The organism is Sphingosinicella terrae (genome assembly GCF_003347635.1).
In the GTDB taxonomy this organism is placed as follows: domain Bacteria; phylum Pseudomonadota; class Alphaproteobacteria; order Sphingomonadales; family Sphingomonadaceae; genus Allosphingosinicella; species Allosphingosinicella terrae.
This window is the reverse complement of sequence record NZ_QDFY01000002.1, coordinates 65,803-82,702: the sequence shown is the minus strand read 5'-3', so window position 1 is coordinate 82,702 and position 16,900 is coordinate 65,803. Positions and strand designations below refer to the sequence as shown.

The window sequence follows — 16,900 nt, the reverse complement described above, 5'->3', positions numbered from 1 at the left end:
AGGAGCAAGATCATGGCGACCCAGCAGGCGACCCTGGCGGGCGGATGCTTCTGGTGCACCGAGGCCGTTTTCAGCGACGTGATCGGCGTCACCGCCGTCGACAGCGGCTATACCGGCGGCCACATCGCCGAACCCAGCTACAAGCAGGTGTGCGGCGGCGACACCGGCCACGCGGAAGCCATCCGCATCACCTATGACGACGAGGCGATCAGCTACGACGAGCTCCTCGACATCTTCTTCGCGACGCACGATCCCACTCAGCTCAATCGCCAGGGCAATGACGTCGGCACCCAATATCGCTCCGCCATCTTTCCTCATTCGCCCGAGCAGGAAGAAGCGGCGCGGCGCGCCATCCAGCGTGCCCAGGCCGACTGGCCCGATCCGATCGTCACCCGAATCGAGCCGCTGTCGGACTGGTGGCCCGCGGAAGATTACCATCAGGATTATTGGGAGGGCGAAGGGCAGCGCAATCCCTATTGCCTGGCTACCATCCCGCCCAAGCTTCAGAAGCTGCGCAAGAGCTTTGCGGCGAGGCTGAAGAACCAGACCGCGGAGGGATGAGGCCCCGCCTTCCTCCCCACAATTTTGTGGGGAGGGGAACCAAGCGAAGCCTGGTGGAGGGGTTCTTTGGCGCCGATGCCCCTCCCCTGCGTGCGCGGCGAGGAACGGCCTCTACCGCGGCGCTGCCGCTCGCCTCAACCGGTCGTTGATCGCGCTCCCGATCCCCTCCCCCGGCACCGGCGCCACCGCGATGCGATTCCGGTCCGAAGCCTCGGCTTCGTGCAGCCGGTCGAACAGGGACGCGGCCGCCTCGACGAGGTCGCCGGAGGCGCTCAGGCTCGAATCCCCTGCCACGCCGCCAAACCCTATCAGCCATTCGTCGGCGGCTGCTTCGCTCGCTTCGAGCCGGACCGGCTTGGCCGGCGCATAATGGCTGGCCAGCTGTCCGGGCGCCTCGATGAGCTGGGCTTCGGCCGTGGCCAGGCCCAGGTCGATGGGCCCCGGCCTGAGCAAGCGAAGGGCGTCGCCGTCCACCGCGACGATCGTGGATTCCAGTCCGTGGCTCGTGGCGCCGGCGTCGATCACGAGCGCAATCCTGCCGCCGAGACTTGCGAGGACATGCTCGGCACGGGTCGGGCTGATCCGGCCGCTCGCATTGGCCGACGGGGCCGCCAGCGGCTTTCCGGTCGCGGCGAGCAGGTCGCGCATCGCCGGATGGGCCGGGCAGCGGACCGCGATGGTGGGCAGTCCGGCGGTGACCAGCGACGCAACCGGACTGTCCTTCGCCAGCGGCAGCACGAGGGTCAGTGGCCCAGGCCAGTAGAGACGCGCCAGCGCCAGCGCCTGCTCTCCGAAAGTCGCCAGCTGGGCCGCCTGGCGGAGATCCGCGACATGGACGATGAGGGGATTGAAGGACGGCCGGCCTTTGGCGGCGTAGATGCGCGCGACGGCTTCGCCGTCAGTGGCATCGGCGGCGAGGCCATAGACGGTCTCCGTTGGCACGGCGACTGGGAAGCCCTCGCCGATCAGCCGCGCCGCTTCGGCGATCGCCTCGCGGCCATAGGGAAGCAGCTTCGTTTGCGCCATCATCGCGGCGGGCTATAGCCACCCTCTCCTTTGCGCAACTTCGCCGGATCGCCATGACCTACGCGCCGCCTCTCGACGAACAGAAATTCCTGCTCCGCCACATTGTCGGGATCGACGCGCTGGCCGCGCACGAGCGCTTCGCCGAGGCGACGCCGGACCTCGTCGATGCGATCGTCGACGGCGCCGGTGCCTTCGCGGGGGGGACGTTCGCGCCGCTTAACCGCCTCGGCGACACCGAGGGCGCGAAATGGTCCGGCGCCGGCGTCACCCTGCCGGCAGGCTTCCGCGACGCGTATCAGGCTTATGTCGCAGGGGGCTGGAACACGCTGTCGGCACCGGCGGAGTTTGGCGGCCAGGGCCTCCCCCTCAGCCTCGCCACCGTGCTGATGGAGGATCTCGGCTCGGCCAATATGGGCTTCTCGCTGGTGATGATGCTGTCGCCGGGCGCGATCGAGGCACTGCTCCATCACGGTTCACCGGAGCTCCAGCAAGCGTGGCTCCCCAAACTGGTCAGCGGCGAATGGACCGGAACCATGAACCTGACCGAGCCTCAGGCGGGCTCCGATGTCGGGGCGCTCAAGACGCGGGCCGACCCCGTCGGCGACGGCAGTTATTGGATCAAGGGACAGAAGATCTTCATCACATTCGGCGATCATGATCTCGCCGACAACATCGTCCACCTCGTCCTGGCACGGGTGCCGGGCGCGCCGCAGGGGACCAGGGGCATATCCCTGTTCCTCGTTCCGAAGATCCTTGCCGACGGGACGAGGAACGACCTTCGCTGTGTCTCGATCGAGCACAAGCTGGGTATCCACGCCGCGCCAACCTGCGTCATGTCCTATGGCGACGAGGATCGTTGCGTCGGCTGGCTGATCGGCGACGAGAATAAGGGCATGGCAGCGATGTTCACGATGATGAACAATGCCCGGCTCAATGTCGGCCTCCAGGGAGTCTCGATCGCTGAGCGGGCGAGCCAGCTGGCAGTGGCTTATGCCCGCGAACGGGTCCAGGGCGCACGCGAGGGCCGGCCGGCGCGAATCATCGAGCACCCGGACGTGCGCCGAATGCTGCTGCGGATGAAGGCGTTGACCCAGGCGGCGCGCGCGCTCACTTATTATGCGGCGGGGCGGATCGATCGCGGCAATCTCGGCGATGCCGAGGCCAAGGCCCGCGCCGACCTGCTCACGCCCCTGGTCAAGGCCTATGGCACCGATGTCGGCGTCGAGGTGACCAGCCTCGCCGTCCAGGTCCACGGCGGCATGGGTTATGTTGAGGAGACAGGGGCCGCCCAGCACTATCGCGACGCGCGCATCTCGCCCATCTACGAAGGTACCAATGGCATCCAGGCGGCCGACCTGGTCGGCCGCAAGCTGGCCATGGACGGCGGCGGCGTCCTGCGTCGCCTGCTCGCGGAAATGCGTGAGGATTCAGGCGCGGAGCCCGCCATCGTTGCCTTGATCGACGCGTGCGGCGAGGTCGCCGAGCAGCTGCTGACGGCGGACGGAGACGATCGCCTCGCCGCTTCCTATCCGTTCCTCACCATGCTCGCGACGGCCGTCGCCGGCTGGCTCATGATCCGCCAGGCCTCGTCGCTCCAAGCGGACCCGGTTCCCGAAGAATTCGCGGCGATGAAGCGCGGCGCGATGCGATTCTATCTGGATCAGATCGTCCCGGAGGCGATCGGCCGGAAGGCTTCGGCGATGGCCGGCGCTGCGCCGCTTTATGCCGTATCGGAGGAAGCCTTCGCGGCCTGAGGCGGGCCATCCCGGCCGCCGGCGGATGATCAGACCCGCTTGGTCAGCCTGTGCTCGCGCTGCCCGACGGCGCGCCACACGCGCGGGCCCTGGTCGACCCTGAACGCGCCCATCTTTTCGCTCGCCTCCTGGAGCTCGCGCCCGACAATATAGGAACGCGAGGTCTGGCCGGTGCGGTTTTCGCCCCAGTCGTAGAGGGCATTGACGGCGACGACCGGGATGAAGAGCAACTTCTCGTCGAGCCGCATCGCCCGGATGTCCTCGACGGCCATGCGGACGCTGCCCTGGATGACCCCGGTAACCCCGGCCTCGACCGCCGGCAGCTTGAGCTTGGTCGTCTCCCGCCCCGCCGTCTTGAAGAAGGAGCCGATCTCCTTGTCCTGCTCGGCGCCGGCGTTGAACATTTTCACGTCGATGCGCAAGTCGCGCGCCGGCGCCTTGCCCTTGTTCGCGATCTCGAGCTCGAACAGGACGACCGCCTCGGTCGGCGTGAAGGATGCCCGCTCCGCCTTGAGCGTCAGCTCCAGCCATGGCCGCGGCATCGGATCGGGCCGCGGCTTGGGCGGCGCCGCCGCCGGAACGCGCACGTCCGGCACCGGCGCCTGATCGGCCACGCGTCGGCGGCGGCGAACCAGCACGATTCCGAGCAACGCCAGCAAGGCCGCCGGAACGGCATAAGCGAGAAAGCCGAAGCTGCCGGAATCCGGCGCCGCCGGTGGTGCCTCGGCCGGAGGTGCAGCAACGGGCGCCGGCGCCACTGTTTCAGGCACCGTATCCGCAATGGGAACGGGAGCGGACTCGGTCTGCGCCTCCGGGATCCGGTCTGCCGATTCCTGGCCCGACGCTCCGGCCGAAGGCGCGACCGGCTGGCTCGTCCCCGGCACCGCGGGCGAGGCCTGCCGGGCCGGCTCGGTCGCGGGACGCCGAGCGGCCGCGTTGCCGGGCCGCGTCGGCGAGGGTGAGGCCGCGGGCGGCGGCGCCGGCGCCAGCTCGACCGGGCGCTGGGAAGGCGCCGTCGTCGGGGGAGGGATCACGAGAGGTGCGCTGCGTTCGCCTTGAGGCAGCCGGAAATCCTTGAGCTGCGGCGGACCGATGACGCCGTTGCCGTCGCCGTCCTGTGCCGGCGCCGCTACCGCCGCCCCCAGCGACAGCACGCCGAAGCCGGCCAACCATAGGCCACTCTTGTCGCTCACCATCGAAATCCCAGCCCGACCCACTCAAGCGGCCTCGACGGCCGGCACGATCACATAGGAGCCATCGGCCGGTAATTTAACGGGGAGTCAATGTCCTGACGCTGAACCGCAGTGGCGGTGCGGCAAATCGGTCACAGTCGGCGCTGAGAGGCGATCGGGCCGGTTCAGTGGTCGACGCCGTGATCCTCGCTGTGACCCTCTTCGGGAAGGCCCCCGCGAAGACGCACGCAGCGCGCGATCTCCCGTTCGGCACGGGTATAGCCATCCTCGTCGGGTGACTCGGTCAGCCAGGCTTCCTCGCCGCGCAGCGACCAGGCTAACGCCGGCTGCGCCTCGGCGCTGCGATAACGCATGCCGTAGAGCGTCGGCGCTGCGCCGAGCTCGACGGTGCGCTCGTCATAGGTGAGCTTGGCCCGCGCGTGCAGATAGTCGCTGCCATTCTCATAGACGACGTTCGCCACGCGACCATCGTGACACAGATAGGGAATGACGGGTGGCCCGGTCCGCACGGGACCCGATGGTCCCGCCGCAAAAGCGGCAGTCGGCAGGGCCAGCGACATCGCGGCGACAAAGACCGGTGAAACTCTCATTCTCACCTCCGCGCCTGGTTTGAAGGATCGTGCGGCACCTGGCCTGGGAAATCAAGCCGCGACAAGCCGATCAGACCGTGATGCGGTTCGACGGCGGATCTGCGACCATCAGGTCGACCAGGCCATGGCCGCTGAAGAGCACCGCCAGGCCGGCGGCAAAGGACAGCAGGAAAGCGCGTAACGGACTCATGTCGAACTTCCTTTCGACAGCTCGAAATCTATGGCGGTCCCTCTACGTCAGTCGCGGCGAGCCGTGTCGTTTCATCGACGAAATATGCGTACGCCGCGACAAGGGTGCGAAGGCCGAAAGAGACATGATCGCCGCCGGCGGGGGCCTATGGGGGGGCAAGGGCAGCCCCGCGCCGGCGGACCACCTGCATCTGGCGCAGCGCTGTTTCCCCGATATGCCGCGCCGTCACCGAAAGTGTGTCGATTGTGTCTGGCCCGGCTCGGAATCCAAGTGGGCCGGAGACCCGGCCGGATCAGGCCAAGGCGCGGTCGATCAGTTCCTCGGGATCGAGGCGGAGGCGGCGCATATGGGAGACGATCGCGGGCCAGCGATGATCGAGGAAGTCCTTGCGTTCGGCGTTCCGGAGTCGGTCGGCTGCCCCGGCGGCGACAAACATTCCGACCCCGCGCCGGACGACGACCAAGCCTTCCTCCTGGAAGGTCTGGTAGGCCTTGGCAACGGTGAGCGGATTGGCTCCGAAGTCGGCAGCGAGGCTGCGTACGGACGGAAGCGGATCGCCGTCCGCCACCTTTCCATCGAGAATCATTGCGGCGATGCGATCGCGCAGGCGGAGATAGACGGGGCGCTCTTCGTTCATCGCGTTATGCTGTACTAACACACCAGCCGGGTCAAGTCCACAATATGCTAGCGTCCTAATTTCCACGTTCGGGGGATGCGGCGCCCACCGACAAGGCGGTTCCAACTGCGGGAGACAGCCTCTAGAGGGGGCACGTGTCCGAATTCGACAATGGCGTGATCCTCGTCACCGGTGCTGCCTCCGGCATCGGCGCCGCCGTCGCGACTCGACTCGCGAGCGACGGGGCGAAGAAGCTCATCCTGTGCGACTGTAACGAGGACCTGCTTCGGGACTTCGCCTTCTCCCTCCCCTGCGAGCGCCAGATGCTGGTCGGCGACGTGTCCGATGAAAGGCTCTGGGCCTCGGCCGATCTCACCGGCCTCACCCATGCCGTCGTCAATGCCGGTATCGCCACCGGCGGAACGATCGATTCGCTCGCCTTCGCGGACTGGCGGCGGGTGATGGCGGTCAACCTCGACGGGGCCTTTCTCACCCTCCAGGCCGCCATGCGCGCGATCGCGGCGGCCGGCCGAGGCGGCGCCATCGTCGTTACCGCCTCGGTTTCCGGCATAAAGGCGGAGCCGGGCGTGGGCGCCTATGGCGCCTCGAAGGCCGGCGTCCTCCAGCTCGCCCGCATTGCCGCCAAGGAGGGGGCGGCGAGCCGAATCAGGGTGAATGCGATCGCGCCGGGAGGCGTCGAGACTCCGATCTGGCGCGACGTGCCGGAAATCCGTGAGATGATCGAGGAGAAAGGGGAGGACGCGGTCTTCAAGGCGATGGCGCAGATGGCGACGCCGCTGGGCCGTTTCGCCCGCCCCGAGGAGATTGCCGAGCAGATCGCCTTCCTCCTTTCCGATCGGGCCGCGTTCATGACCGGTGCCTGCCTCGTCAGCGATGGCGGTTATTCCCTCTGAACGCCGCCCCCGAGGCCGGGGAGTCGCAGGAATCCTCGCCCGTCCCGCCCTCTTCTGCCTGATCTCCGCGCTCGCCGCCTGCGGCGAGGAGACGGCGCCGCCATCGCCGACACCTGCGCGCGAGCAGATCGTTGCCGGACATTGCGAGCAGCGGGAGTTCGAAGGCAGCGCCTTCACCGCCTGTCGCTATGACAGGAGGGAGCACGACATCGCCCTCTTCGTGGAAGATCAGGCGGGGCCGCTGCGCAGCTTCGATCGGCTGGAAGCGCATCTCGGGGAGCGCGCCGCGGACCTCCTCTTCGCGATGAATGCGGGCATGTATGACGAAGCCGGGCGGCCCATCGGCCTCTACGTCGCCGATGCCGTGGAAGGGCACGCGATCAATCGCCGCGAGGGGCCGGGCAATTTCCACATGAAGCCCAACGGGGTCTTCGCCGTCGCCGACGACGGAACTCCGTCCATCGTCGACAGCGAGGACTGGGCCGGATCGGCGCGATGGGCGACACAATCCGGGCCGCTTCTCCTCAGCGACGGCGCGATTCACCCGCGGATCCAGCCGAACGGCCCGTCGCTCCACATCCGCAACGGCGTCGGCGTCGATGATGCACATATTGCCTGGTTCGCCGTCAGCGAGGAGCCGGTCTCCTTCGGACGTTTCGCCCGCTTCTTCCGCGACTCGCTCGGCTGCGACGATGCACTTTTCCTCGACGGCGCGGTCTCCAGCCTCTGGGACCCGGCAGCGCAGCGGCAGGATGCCTATGATTCGCTCGGACCGATGGTGGCCGTCTTCCGCCGCTCGGGGCAGTGAGATCCGGTTCAAGAGGAGGATGACATGGCGTTCAGCGGCAGCTGTCATTGCGGCAAGGTCCGCTACACGGTGGACGAGGACCCGCCGGCCGAAGCGATGACCTGCAATTGCTCGATCTGCCGTCGCAAGGCACCGGTCCACCATTTCACCACGCCCGACCGTTTCACTCTGGAGACGCCGCGCGACGAGATCAGCGTCTACACCTTCAGGAGCGGCAACATCCGCCACATGTTCTGCAAGACATGCGGCTGCGCACCCTTTGCCGAGGGCGTCGGGCCGAGCGGGCCCATGGTCGAGATCAACTTGCGCTGCGCGGAAGATGTCGATCTCGACGCGCTCGTGCTCAGCCAGTTCGACGGCGCCAGCCTCTAATCGCGCACCGCCAATGGAGGCGGTCGATCCGACGCTCCGGCGAACGCCTGTGCGAGATCGGGACGCTCTTCGCGGGCTGGTCGACCAGCGGACCGGCCTCGCGTAAGCGGGGCCGGAACCACCATGCGCAAGCGCCTTCGCCTGCTCAGGGCTCTCGCCCTTGCCGGCGGCTTCGCCGCCATCGCCGCTTATGGATCCTTGCCGTCCCGGTCCCCCGCGGCGTTGGCCGTCGCCGCGCCGGAACCGGCTCGGGCGCTCGACCTCGGACCGGAGATTTCGGGCTTCTATCTCGAGAGGGATTTCCGGCCGCTCTGGGTAGTCGGCTCGCGCCTGCGGCCGGAGGCGTACCGGCTTCTGGCGATGGCGACCGAAACCGGAACGGTGACCGCAGAGCTGCGGCGCGCGGTCGCGGCGGCGGTCGGCGGCGAACGGCACGCGCTCGCGCGCGCCGACCTCCTGCTCACCGCGGCCTTCGCCGACCATCTGCGCGCGATCCACCCCACGCCTGCCTTGGTAACGATGCGCTACGTCGACGACCAACTGGCACCCGAGCCCCTTGATCTTCGCGCTTGGCTGGACGAGGCCGCCGCAATGCCGCTCGACGATGTGCTCAAGCGCGCCGGCCGGACCAATCCGGCGCTCGATGGCCTGCGGCGAGGGCTCGACGTCTATCGGCGCCGCTGGTCGGCATTACCCCAGTTCGAGATCCCCGTGGAGCCGGAATTGCGGGACGGCGCCGCAGTGGAGACGGCGCGACGGCTCAGGCGCCGCCTCGGCGTCGCCGAGAATGCCCCCGATGCCGCGCTCGCCGATCGGCTTCGCGACTTCCAGCGCGTGCATGGGCTCGCCGCGACCGGGAGGCCCGATGCCGCAACATTGGCTGCCCTCAATCGCGGCGCCGCTCATTATGAGCGGCTGATCCTCGCCAATATCGAGCGGGCCCGGGCCATTCCCGTGCGCCGCGGCCGTTACATCCTTGTCGACGCGGCCTCGGCGCGCCTTTGGACGGTCGAGGACGGTCGGCTCACCGGGAGCATGCGCGTCGTCGTCGGCAAGGTGGGCATGCAGACGCCAGCCATGGCCGGGCTGCTGCGCTTTGCGGTGCTCAACCCCTATTGGAACCTGCCTCCCGACCTGATCCGCGACCGGGCGCGCAAGGCGTTGCGCCGCGGTCCCGCCGCGATCGAGGGCGAGCGCCTTCAGGTCCTGACCGACTGGTCGCGATCCGCACGGACGCTGTCGCCGCGCCGGGTCGATTGGCGCGCTGTCGCCTCGGGCCGGCGCTACGTGAACCTGCGGCAGCGGCCCGGTCCGCACAACATGATGGGCGCCGTCAAGTTCATGATGCCCAACGATCTCGGCATCTACCTGCACGACACGCCGCTCCGAGAGCATTTCAGTCACGAAGACCGGCGCATCAGCTCCGGCTGCGTCCGACTCGAGGACGCGCCGCGGCTCGCCCGCTGGCTGTTCGGCGGGACCGCGCCACAGCCGAGCGGAGCGGCCGAGCAGAGGGTGGACCTGCCCGAGCCGGTGCCGGTCTACATCACCTACCTCACCGTCCTGCCGACGGGCGACGGCGTCCGGTTCGGGTCAGATCCCTACCGGCGTGACCACGCGTTGTTGTCCCGCCTGCCCGATGCAGGGGTCGCCGCAGCGGGCTCCTGACTGCCGCCCCACCTCGAAATGCCAATTCTCTTGACTCAGTCGTGTACTTTAAAATATCAAGTACACGACTCGATGAAGGAGGTGCACATGATCCGGCTCTTCTCCGCTCTTCCCTTTCTGGTGGCGCTCGCGACGCCGGCCGTCGCCGCGAACCTGACGGTCGAAGTGGAGGGCGTCCGCGCAACGGGCGGGACGCTCTATGTGACCGTGCAGGACCGCGAGCAGTTCATGCAGCAGCGCGGAACCGCCGGGACGGTGGTTCAGCGGCCGCAGGCGGGCGCGCACCGCTTCGGCTTCGACGTGCCTCCGGGCGAATATGCGGTGTCGATCTGGCACGACGACAACGGCAATGGCCAGTTCGACAAGGACGAAAGCCATCAGCCGCTCGACGGCTGGTCGATGACCAGTGGAGAGACGCTGCGCGCCGAGCCGACCTTCGATCAGGTGAAGACGTCGGTCGGAACCGGCCCCGCCGCGCTCCGGCTGTCGATGATTTATGGTCGTTGAGGAGAAAGCCATGGACATGACAGCGGAAGAGCTGGCCCGGCTGCGCTCGATCGCCGAGGAAGGCCGGCACGCGCCCCTTCTGGGCGGCTGGCATCTCATCCTGTGGGGCGTGGCGATGACGATCGCGCTCCTCGTCAACTGGGCGGTGCTCGAACGGCATCTGAACTGGCCCGGCTACTCGTTGTCGATCAGCTGGTTCGGCCTCGTCATCCTCGCCTGGATCGGCTCGGCGCTCATCCAGGTTCGTCAGGAAGGACGCCCGGGCGCGCTCAGCGTCGGCAATCGGGTGGCGAGGACCGTCTGGCTGTTCGCCGGCGGGTTCCTGACGGTGCTTTCGGTGGGACTGTTCGCGCGGGGCATGCTGGTCGGCGGCGCCGAGGCATGGCAGCTTTATGCGATGATGCCGCCGATCGGGTTCGGCGTCTATGCGATCGCCATCTCCGCCTCGGGCATGGCCGCCGACGATTCCGGCGCACGGCTCTATGCCTGGATGTCGCTCGTTTTCGCCGCCATCACCGCCATGCTGATCGGCGAAGGCGCCTTGTATCCGGCGACCGCGGCCGGCGTCCTGCTGATCTCAATCGGATGGGGAACGCACCAGCTTCGGTCCGCCCGCCACGCCCGCTAGGCACCGCCGATGAGCGATTCGATCGATCGGGATTACGACTATCGGGAGATAGACGAGGTCATCCATGGCCGCGTCCGCCTTTCGATCATGGCCTATCTGTCGGGTGCCGGCAGCGCCAGCTTCGCCGAGCTTCAGCAGCGCGCGCAGGTCAATGAGGGCAATCTCTCGGTTCATCTGCGCAAGCTCGAGGAAGCGGGTTATGTCGAGATCGAGAAGCGCTTCGTCGGCCGCAAGCCGCAGACGCTCTGCCGCCTCAGCCGATCCGGCCGCGATGCCTGGATCGCCTATATCGGCCATATGCAGAGGCTGCTCGGCGGCGGCTGAATGGGAATTCTTTATATAGGCTTGCACTTATATAAGCTGCTGCCTATATCGGTTCCACATCGAAGGAGCCGGGACCATGCATGTCGACGTTTTACGCCATATCGGCGCGGTCACCCGCGAAGTCGCCAGCCGCGAGCATGAGGGCCGGCCGGCGCGGGTCGTTCTCGCCACCCGCCACTATCCCACCGATATCGACGATGCCTGGGACGCTCTCACTAGCGAGGAGCGTATCCCGCGCTGGTTCATGCCGATCAGCGGCGAGCTGCGCCTCGGCGGCCGCTACCAGCTGCAGGGCAATGCCGGCGGCACCATCAACGAATGCGAGCCGCCGCGCCGCCTGGCGGTGACCTGGGAGTTTGGAGGCGCCACGAGCTGGGTGTTCGTCACCCTCACCGAGGAAGCCGAGGAGAGCACGCGCCTCGAGCTCGAGCATGTCTGCCATGTCGACGACCAGTATCTCCAATTCTGGGACCAGTTCGGGCCCGGCGCTGTCGGCGTCGGCTGGGACCTTGCGCTGCTCGGTCTCGCCCTGCATCTCGAGACCGGTGCCTCCGTGGCTCCCGAAGCGTCGGCGGAATGGACGGCGAGCGACAATTACCGCGACTATGCCCGTCAGAGCAGCCAGGGCTGGGGCCGCGCCTCCGAGGCGTTCGGCACCGACCCCGAAGCGGCGGCGGCGGCGGCCGACCGGACGACGGATTTCTACACCGGCAGCGGCCACAAGGAGGGCGAGCCCGGCTGATGCATGCCTTCGATGTTCTCGGCGATCCGGTCCGCCGCCGGATCCTCGAGCTTCTGGCCGCTGGCGAGCAGGCGTCGGGGGACATCGTCGAGGTGGTCCAGCGCGAATTCGGGATCAGCCAGCCGGCCGTGTCGCAGCATCTCAAGGTGCTTCGCGAGAGCGGGTTCGCCAGCGTCCGGCCCGAGCGGCAGAAGCGCATCTATGCCGTGGATCCCGCTCCCCTGCGTGAAGTCGACCTGTGGCTCGATCGCTTCCGCGCCTTCTGGGAGCCCAAGCTCGAGGCGCTCGCCACCGAGATCGCCCGCGGCAAGCGACAACGACGTCTCGATAGAAAGTGATATTTTATTCGCGGCGCGCTCAGGGGGTGAGCGCCGCGTCGCGCAGGCCGCGCCACACGCGCAACGCCTGCACCGTCTCCGGCACGTCGTGGACTCGGATGATCTGCGCCCCCTGCTCGGCGGCCTTCAGCGCCAGCGCGACCGACCCGCCCAGCCGCTTGTCCGCCGGTGCCTCGCCGGACAGCGCACCGATCGTGCGCTTGCGGCTCGCGCCGAGCATGATCGGGCAGCCGAGGCCATGGAGGAGGGCGAGGCCATTCATCAGCTGCAGATTGTGCTGGACGCTCTTGCCGAAGCCGAAGCCTGGGTCGACGACGATATTCTCTCGATCGATCCCCGCCGCCTGCGCCTCGGCGATCCGCTCCTCCAGCCAGTCATAGACTTCGAACGGGACCGGCCGGTCGTAGCGGGGATTCTGCTGCATCGTCTCGGGCGGCCCCTGATGATGCATGAGCACGACCGGACAACCGGCCGACGCGACGACCTCGGCCGACCGCGGTTCCCAGGTGAGGGCGGAGACGTCGTTGACGAGACCGGCGCCGGCGGCGAGGGCCGCTTCCATCACCGCGGCCTTGCGAGTGTCGACCGACACCGCCGTGCCCGACGCCGCCAGCCGCTCGACGACCGGCACGATCCGTGTCGCCTCGTCGCCTTCCCAGACCGGCTTCGCCCCGGGCCGGGTGGATTCGCCGCCGACGTCGATGATCGCCGCGCCCGCGGCGGCCATGGCGCTGCCGGTGGCGAGCGCCGCCTCGGCGTCGGCATGGACGCCGCCGTCGGAGAAGCTGTCCGGGGTGATATTGACGATTCCGGCGACCTGGGGCTGGTCGAGCCGGATCACACGTTCACGCAGCCGCAGCGCGGATCGCGGCGAGGTAAGCCGCTGCCATGCCGTCCGCGCCGATTCCGGGAGGTCCTGGAGGGCCGCCTCGATCTGCGCCACCGGAACCAGCCTGGCCGGCGCCCGAACTGTGCCGTCGAGATGCTCGATCTCGACCGCCGAGAACCAGAGCAGCCCCCCCGCCAGCCGGGCGACCTGCCCGTCATGGCCGAAGGGGGCGTCCACGAACGCGGTGGGACGAAGATAGAAACGTTCAGCCATGATCCTCCCCTTTGCCCGGCGCGCCGTAGCCGCCGCCGCCAGGCGTCTCGATGACGAACAGGTCGCCGGCCGCCATCTCGACCGCAGCCGTCGCGCCGAGCAATTGATCGCTGCCATCGGCGCGGACCACCCGATTGATGCCAGGGAGCGCGTCGCCGCCGCCGGCGAGCCCACGCGGCGCCACCCGCCTCCGGTTCGACAGGATCCCCGCCGTCATCGGCGCCAGGAACCGGATGTGCCGCTCGATGCCGTCGCCGCCGCGATGAGCGCCGATGCCGCCGGAGCCGCGGCGGATGGCGAAACGCTCCAGCCGCACCGGAAACCGCGTCTCCAATATCTCCGGATCGGTCAGCCGGCTGTTGGTCATGTGGGTGTGCACCGCGCTGGCGCCGTCGAAACCCGGGCCGGCGCCGGCGCCGCCGGCGATCGTCTCATAATATTGCCGGTAAGCATCGCCGAAGGTGAAATTGTTCATCGTGCCCTGGCTCGGCGCAAGCGCCCGCGCTGCCGCGAGCAGGCAGTCGGTCACCACCTGGCTGGTCTCGACATTGCCGGCGACGACCGCCGCCGGATAAGCTGGGTTGAGCATCGAGCCCTCCGGCACCTCGAGCGTGATCGGGCGCATGCAGCCGTCGTTGAGCGGGATGGCATCGTCGACCATCGTCCGGAAGGCATAGAGGGTGGCGGCGCGGCAGATCGAATAAGGCGCGTTGAAATTGTCGGGCTGCTGCGGGCTCGTTCCGCTGAAATCGACCGTCGCGGCGCGCGCCTCGCGGTCGACTCGGATCGAGACGCAGACCTCTGCGCCATTGTCGAGAGGATAGCGGAAGTCGCCGTCTTCGAGACGGCCGATCAGCCGGCGGACGGCCTCCTCGGCATAGGCCATGACATGGGCCATATAGGCGTCGATCGCCGCCCTGCCCTGCTCGGCCGCGACCCGACCGAGCTCGCTCGAGCCGCGGGCGCAGGCGGCGACCTGCGCCTTGAGATCGGCGACGTTCCGGTCCGGATTGCGCGCGGGCCAGTCGCTCGAACCGAGCAAGGCGCGCAGCTCCGCTTCGCAGAAACGTCCCTCGTCGACGAGGAGGAAATTGTCGATGAGGACGCCCTCTTCGTGGACTTCGCGGCTGTCCGGCGGCATCGAGCCGGGGGCGATGCCCCCGATATCCGCATGGTGGCCGCGGGCGGCGACGAACCAGGCCGGCGCGGGATCCCCGCCATGGAAGACCGGCATGATCACGGTCACGTCCGGCAGGTGGGTGCCTCCACGATAGGGGGCATTGAGCACATAGACGTCGCCCGGCCGCATTCCCCGTCCGTCGCGCGGCTGCCCGCCGTCGCCGAGCCCTCGCGCCGCGATGACGGTCCGGATGCTGTCCCCCATCGAGCCGAGATGCACGGGGATGTGCGGCGCGTTGGCGACCAACTGACCGCCGCGGTCGAACAGAGCGCAGGAGAAATCGAGCCGTTCCTTGATGTTCACCGACGAGGCCGTGTTCTGAAGGGCAACCCCCATCTCCTCGGCGATCGCCATGAACAGATTGCCCATCACCTCCAGCATGACCGGATCCACATCGGTCCCCATCGCTCGCTCGGCAGCCCGCGGAACCGTCCGGCTGAGGATGAGATTGCCGACGCCGTCCACCCGCGCCTGCCACCCCGGCTCGACCACGGTGGTCGCGGTTGAGTCGAAGATGAGAGCCGGGCCGGCGACCCGATCCCCCGGCGACAGGGTGTCGCGGTCATAGGCTCCCGCTGGGGAGGGATCGGAAGGGGCAGGATCGTCCCCGTTCCGGCCCCCGCCGGAATCGATCGCTTCGCCCGGACCGACCGCTTCGACGATTGCCGTCTCGATTACGACCGGCGCATCGGAGACGAAGCCGAAGCGGGTCCGATGCGCTTCGACGAAGGCCGCCTCCATCCCCTCGCCCACCTCGACCTCGAGCGCCGTATCGCTGCCTTCGTAGCGCAGCGCCGCGCGCCGGCGCACCTCGGGTTCGGCGACGCCCTGTGCGCGAAGCGCCTCGCAGGCCTCCGCCGCCAACTCGGCCAGCGCCGGCTCGAGATCGCCGCCGGCGAGGCTTCGCTGTCGAAGCTCGATCCGGTCGGCAAGGCCCATGCCGTAGGCGCTGAGCACGCCCGCCAGCGGATGGATCATGACGCGCTCGATCCCCAGCGCATCGGCCACCAGGCAGGCATGCTGGCCGCCGGCGCCGCCGAAGCAGACCAGGGTGTAGCGGGTGACGTCGTGGCCGCGGGCGATGGAAATCTGCTTGATCGCATTGGCCATGTTCTCGACCGCGATGCGAAGGAAGCCTTCCGCCACCGCCCGCGCCTCCATCCCGGCCCGAGTGGCGATCTCGGCGCAGCGGGCGAGAGAAGCGTCCGCATCGATCGGCCCGTCGCCACCCGGGCCGAAGACCTGCGGAAAGCGGTCGGGCCTTATCTTGCCGAGCACCACATTGCAGTCGGTGACGGTGAGCGGGCCGCCGCGGCGATAGCAGGCGGGGCCCGGCACGGCCCCGGCGCTGTCCGGGCCGACGCGGAAGCGGCTTCCGTCATAATGACAGATGGAGCCTCCGCCGGCGGCGACGGTATGGATCTCGAGCATCGGCGCGCGAACGCGAACGCCGGCGACAAGGCGTTCGCTGGTCCGCTCATAGGCGCCGGCATGATGGGACACGTCGGTCGAGGTGCCGCCCATGTCGAAACCGATGATACGGTCGAAGCCGGCCTGGGCCGCGGTCCGCGCCATGCCGACGATGCCGCCGGCCGGGCCTGACAGGATCGCGTCCTTGCCTCGAAAGACGGCAGCGTCGGTCAGGCCGCCGTTCGACTGCATGAACAGCAGCTTGGAGGCGTCGGCGGCGCAGGCTTCGAGGCCCGACACCACCTGGTCGACGTAATGGCGCAGCACCGGAGAAAGATAGGCATCGACGACGCAGGTATCGCCACGGCCGATCAGCTTGATCAGCGGCTCGACCTCATGGCTCACCGAGACCTGGGTGAAGCCGATCTCGCGCGCCGCCGCCGCCACCGCCTGCTCGTGCTCGGTCCAGCGCCAGCCGTGCATCAGCACGATCGCAACCGAGCGCCTGCCGCGGTCATAGGCGGCCTTCAGGTCCCCGCGTGCCGCCTGCACGTCCAGCGGACGGATCACCTCGCCGTCGGCGCCGACCCGCTCCTCTACCTCGACCACCTCGGCATAAAGCGGCTCGGGCAGGACGATGCGACGGGCGAATATCTCGGGCCGGGCCTGATACCCGATGCGGAGCGCATCGGCGAAGCCGCGGGTGATGGCGAGGACGACTCCCTCGCCCTTGCGCTCGAGCAGGGCGTTGGTCGCGACGGTCGTTCCCATCCGTACGGTGCCGAGCGTGCCTCCCTCCTCGGCGAGGATCCGCCCGATCCCCTCGACCGCGGCGTCGGCATAGCGTCCGGGATCGTCGGACAGCAATTTGCGGACGAACTGCCGCCCATCGGGCGACCGGGCGACGATGTCCGTGAAGGTGCCGCCGCGGTCGATCGAGAAGGTCCAGGCGGCGCTCATGACCCGCCGACTAGCAT

General features: G+C 68.4%; 17 protein-coding genes. 11 read left to right on the top strand and 6 right to left on the bottom strand.

The window, feature by feature from the left end; genetic code table 11:
• The first annotated feature begins 12 nt into the window (after window positions 1-12).
• A complete protein-coding gene (msrA, locus tag DDE10_RS05870; protein WP_114951821.1) occupies window positions 13-561 on the top strand; it encodes a peptide-methionine (S)-S-oxide reductase MsrA in 549 nt (182 codons plus the stop codon).
• Between the two features lie 111 nt (window positions 562-672).
• Here msrA and DDE10_RS05865 read toward each other — a convergent pair whose 3' ends face one another.
• Window positions 673-1,587, bottom strand: coding sequence for an L-threonylcarbamoyladenylate synthase (locus DDE10_RS05865; RefSeq protein ID WP_114952270.1), 915 nt, complete (start codon window positions 1,585-1,587; stop codon window positions 673-675).
• A 53-nt stretch (window positions 1,588-1,640) separates the two neighbouring features.
• Between DDE10_RS05865 and DDE10_RS05860 the strand changes: the two genes are divergently transcribed.
• Window positions 1,641-3,341, top strand: a complete 1,701-nt coding sequence (locus tag DDE10_RS05860; protein ID WP_114951820.1) for an acyl-CoA dehydrogenase — start codon at window positions 1,641-1,643, stop codon at window positions 3,339-3,341.
• A gap of 29 nt (window positions 3,342-3,370) precedes the next feature.
• Here DDE10_RS05860 and DDE10_RS05855 read toward each other — a convergent pair whose 3' ends face one another.
• The 3 genes from DDE10_RS05855 to DDE10_RS05845 form a co-directional block, all read right to left on the bottom strand.
• On the bottom strand, window positions 3,371-4,534 hold the full coding sequence (locus DDE10_RS05855; RefSeq protein ID WP_162806370.1) for a hypothetical protein: 1,164 nt from the start codon (window positions 4,532-4,534) through the stop codon (window positions 3,371-3,373).
• Between the two features lie 164 nt (window positions 4,535-4,698).
• Entirely contained in the window at window positions 4,699-5,124 is a 426-nt protein-coding gene (locus tag DDE10_RS05850) for an MliC family protein (RefSeq protein ID WP_114951818.1), read from the bottom strand.
• A 482-nt stretch (window positions 5,125-5,606) separates the two neighbouring features.
• Entirely contained in the window at window positions 5,607-5,951 is a 345-nt protein-coding gene (locus tag DDE10_RS05845) for a GntR family transcriptional regulator (RefSeq protein ID WP_114951817.1), read from the bottom strand.
• 134 nt (window positions 5,952-6,085) lie between these two features.
• Between DDE10_RS05845 and DDE10_RS05840 the strand changes: the two genes are divergently transcribed.
• From DDE10_RS05840 to DDE10_RS05800, 9 genes are all read left to right on the top strand, one after another.
• Window positions 6,086-6,844, top strand: coding sequence for an SDR family NAD(P)-dependent oxidoreductase (locus DDE10_RS05840; protein WP_114951816.1), 759 nt, complete (start codon window positions 6,086-6,088; stop codon window positions 6,842-6,844).
• Window positions 6,825-7,652 (top strand): phosphodiester glycosidase family protein, encoded by an 828-nt coding sequence (locus DDE10_RS05835; protein WP_114951815.1) that lies wholly within the window; start codon window positions 6,825-6,827, stop codon window positions 7,650-7,652. Before DDE10_RS05840 ends, DDE10_RS05835 begins: the two co-directional genes overlap by 20 nt.
• A 24-nt stretch (window positions 7,653-7,676) precedes the next feature.
• Window positions 7,677-8,024 (top strand): GFA family protein, encoded by a 348-nt coding sequence (locus tag DDE10_RS05830; protein ID WP_114951814.1) that lies wholly within the window; start codon window positions 7,677-7,679, stop codon window positions 8,022-8,024.
• Window positions 8,025-8,147: 123 nt separating this feature from the next.
• Window positions 8,148-9,692, top strand: a complete 1,545-nt coding sequence (locus DDE10_RS05825) for a L,D-transpeptidase family protein (RefSeq protein WP_114951813.1) — start codon at window positions 8,148-8,150, stop codon at window positions 9,690-9,692.
• Window positions 9,693-9,779: 87 nt separating this feature from the next.
• The gene (locus DDE10_RS05820) at window positions 9,780-10,199 is read left to right on the top strand and encodes a DUF2141 domain-containing protein (protein WP_162806367.1); all 420 of its coding nucleotides are present in this window, start codon (window positions 9,780-9,782) and stop codon (window positions 10,197-10,199) included.
• 10 nt (window positions 10,200-10,209) lie between these two features.
• Complete coding sequence (locus tag DDE10_RS05815) at window positions 10,210-10,827, top strand: hypothetical protein (RefSeq protein WP_114951811.1); 618 nt, start codon at window positions 10,210-10,212, stop codon at window positions 10,825-10,827.
• Window positions 10,828-10,836: 9 nt separating this feature from the next.
• A complete protein-coding gene (locus DDE10_RS05810; protein WP_114951810.1) occupies window positions 10,837-11,151 on the top strand; it encodes a winged helix-turn-helix domain-containing protein in 315 nt (104 codons plus the stop codon).
• Window positions 11,152-11,227: 76 nt separating this feature from the next.
• A complete protein-coding gene (locus DDE10_RS05805) occupies window positions 11,228-11,893 on the top strand; it encodes an SRPBCC family protein (RefSeq protein ID WP_114951809.1) in 666 nt (221 codons plus the stop codon).
• Window positions 11,893-12,231, top strand: coding sequence for an ArsR/SmtB family transcription factor (locus DDE10_RS05800; RefSeq protein ID WP_114951808.1), 339 nt, complete (start codon window positions 11,893-11,895; stop codon window positions 12,229-12,231). The genes DDE10_RS05805 and DDE10_RS05800 overlap by 1 nt, the downstream gene beginning before the upstream one ends.
• Window positions 12,232-12,250: 19 nt before the next feature.
• Here DDE10_RS05800 and folP read toward each other — a convergent pair whose 3' ends face one another.
• Both folP and DDE10_RS05790 read right to left on the bottom strand, forming a co-directional pair.
• A complete protein-coding gene (gene folP, locus DDE10_RS05795; protein ID WP_114951807.1) occupies window positions 12,251-13,333 on the bottom strand; it encodes a dihydropteroate synthase in 1,083 nt (360 codons plus the stop codon).
• Complete coding sequence (locus DDE10_RS05790) at window positions 13,326-16,883, bottom strand: hydantoinase B/oxoprolinase family protein (protein ID WP_284734469.1); 3,558 nt, start codon at window positions 16,881-16,883, stop codon at window positions 13,326-13,328. The genes folP and DDE10_RS05790 overlap by 8 nt, the downstream gene beginning before the upstream one ends.
• Between the last annotated feature and the right edge of the window lie 17 nt (window positions 16,884-16,900).

Bases quoted from the DNA above. Each gene is read 5' to 3' on its own strand.
- DDE10_RS05830 (WP_114951814.1), top strand. From the start codon at position 7,677: ATGGCGTTCAGCGGCAGCTGTCATTGCGGCAAGGTCCGCTACACGGTG.
- msrA (WP_114951821.1), top strand. From the start codon at position 13: ATGGCGACCCAGCAGGCGACCCTGGCGGGCGGATGCTTCTGGTGCACC.
- DDE10_RS05800 (WP_114951808.1), top strand. From the start codon at position 11,893: ATGCATGCCTTCGATGTTCTCGGCGATCCGGTCCGCCGCCGGATCCTC.
- DDE10_RS05825 (WP_114951813.1), top strand. From the start codon at position 8,148: ATGCGCAAGCGCCTTCGCCTGCTCAGGGCTCTCGCCCTTGCCGGCGGC.
- DDE10_RS05815 (WP_114951811.1), top strand. From the start codon at position 10,210: ATGGACATGACAGCGGAAGAGCTGGCCCGGCTGCGCTCGATCGCCGAG.
- DDE10_RS05860 (WP_114951820.1), top strand. From the start codon at position 1,641: ATGACCTACGCGCCGCCTCTCGACGAACAGAAATTCCTGCTCCGCCAC.
- DDE10_RS05835 (WP_114951815.1), top strand. From the start codon at position 6,825: ATGGCGGTTATTCCCTCTGAACGCCGCCCCCGAGGCCGGGGAGTCGCA.
- DDE10_RS05805 (WP_114951809.1), top strand. From the start codon at position 11,228: ATGCATGTCGACGTTTTACGCCATATCGGCGCGGTCACCCGCGAAGTC.
- folP (WP_114951807.1), bottom strand. From the start codon at position 13,333: ATGGCTGAACGTTTCTATCTTCGTCCCACCGCGTTCGTGGACGCCCCC.
- DDE10_RS05790 (WP_284734469.1), bottom strand. From the start codon at position 16,883: ATGAGCGCCGCCTGGACCTTCTCGATCGACCGCGGCGGCACCTTCACG.
- DDE10_RS05845 (WP_114951817.1), bottom strand. From the start codon at position 5,951: ATGAACGAAGAGCGCCCCGTCTATCTCCGCCTGCGCGATCGCATCGCC.
- DDE10_RS05820 (WP_162806367.1), top strand. From the start codon at position 9,780: ATGATCCGGCTCTTCTCCGCTCTTCCCTTTCTGGTGGCGCTCGCGACG.
- DDE10_RS05850 (WP_114951818.1), bottom strand. From the start codon at position 5,124: ATGAGAGTTTCACCGGTCTTTGTCGCCGCGATGTCGCTGGCCCTGCCG.
- DDE10_RS05865 (WP_114952270.1), bottom strand. From the start codon at position 1,587: ATGGCGCAAACGAAGCTGCTTCCCTATGGCCGCGAGGCGATCGCCGAA.
- DDE10_RS05810 (WP_114951810.1), top strand. From the start codon at position 10,837: ATGAGCGATTCGATCGATCGGGATTACGACTATCGGGAGATAGACGAG.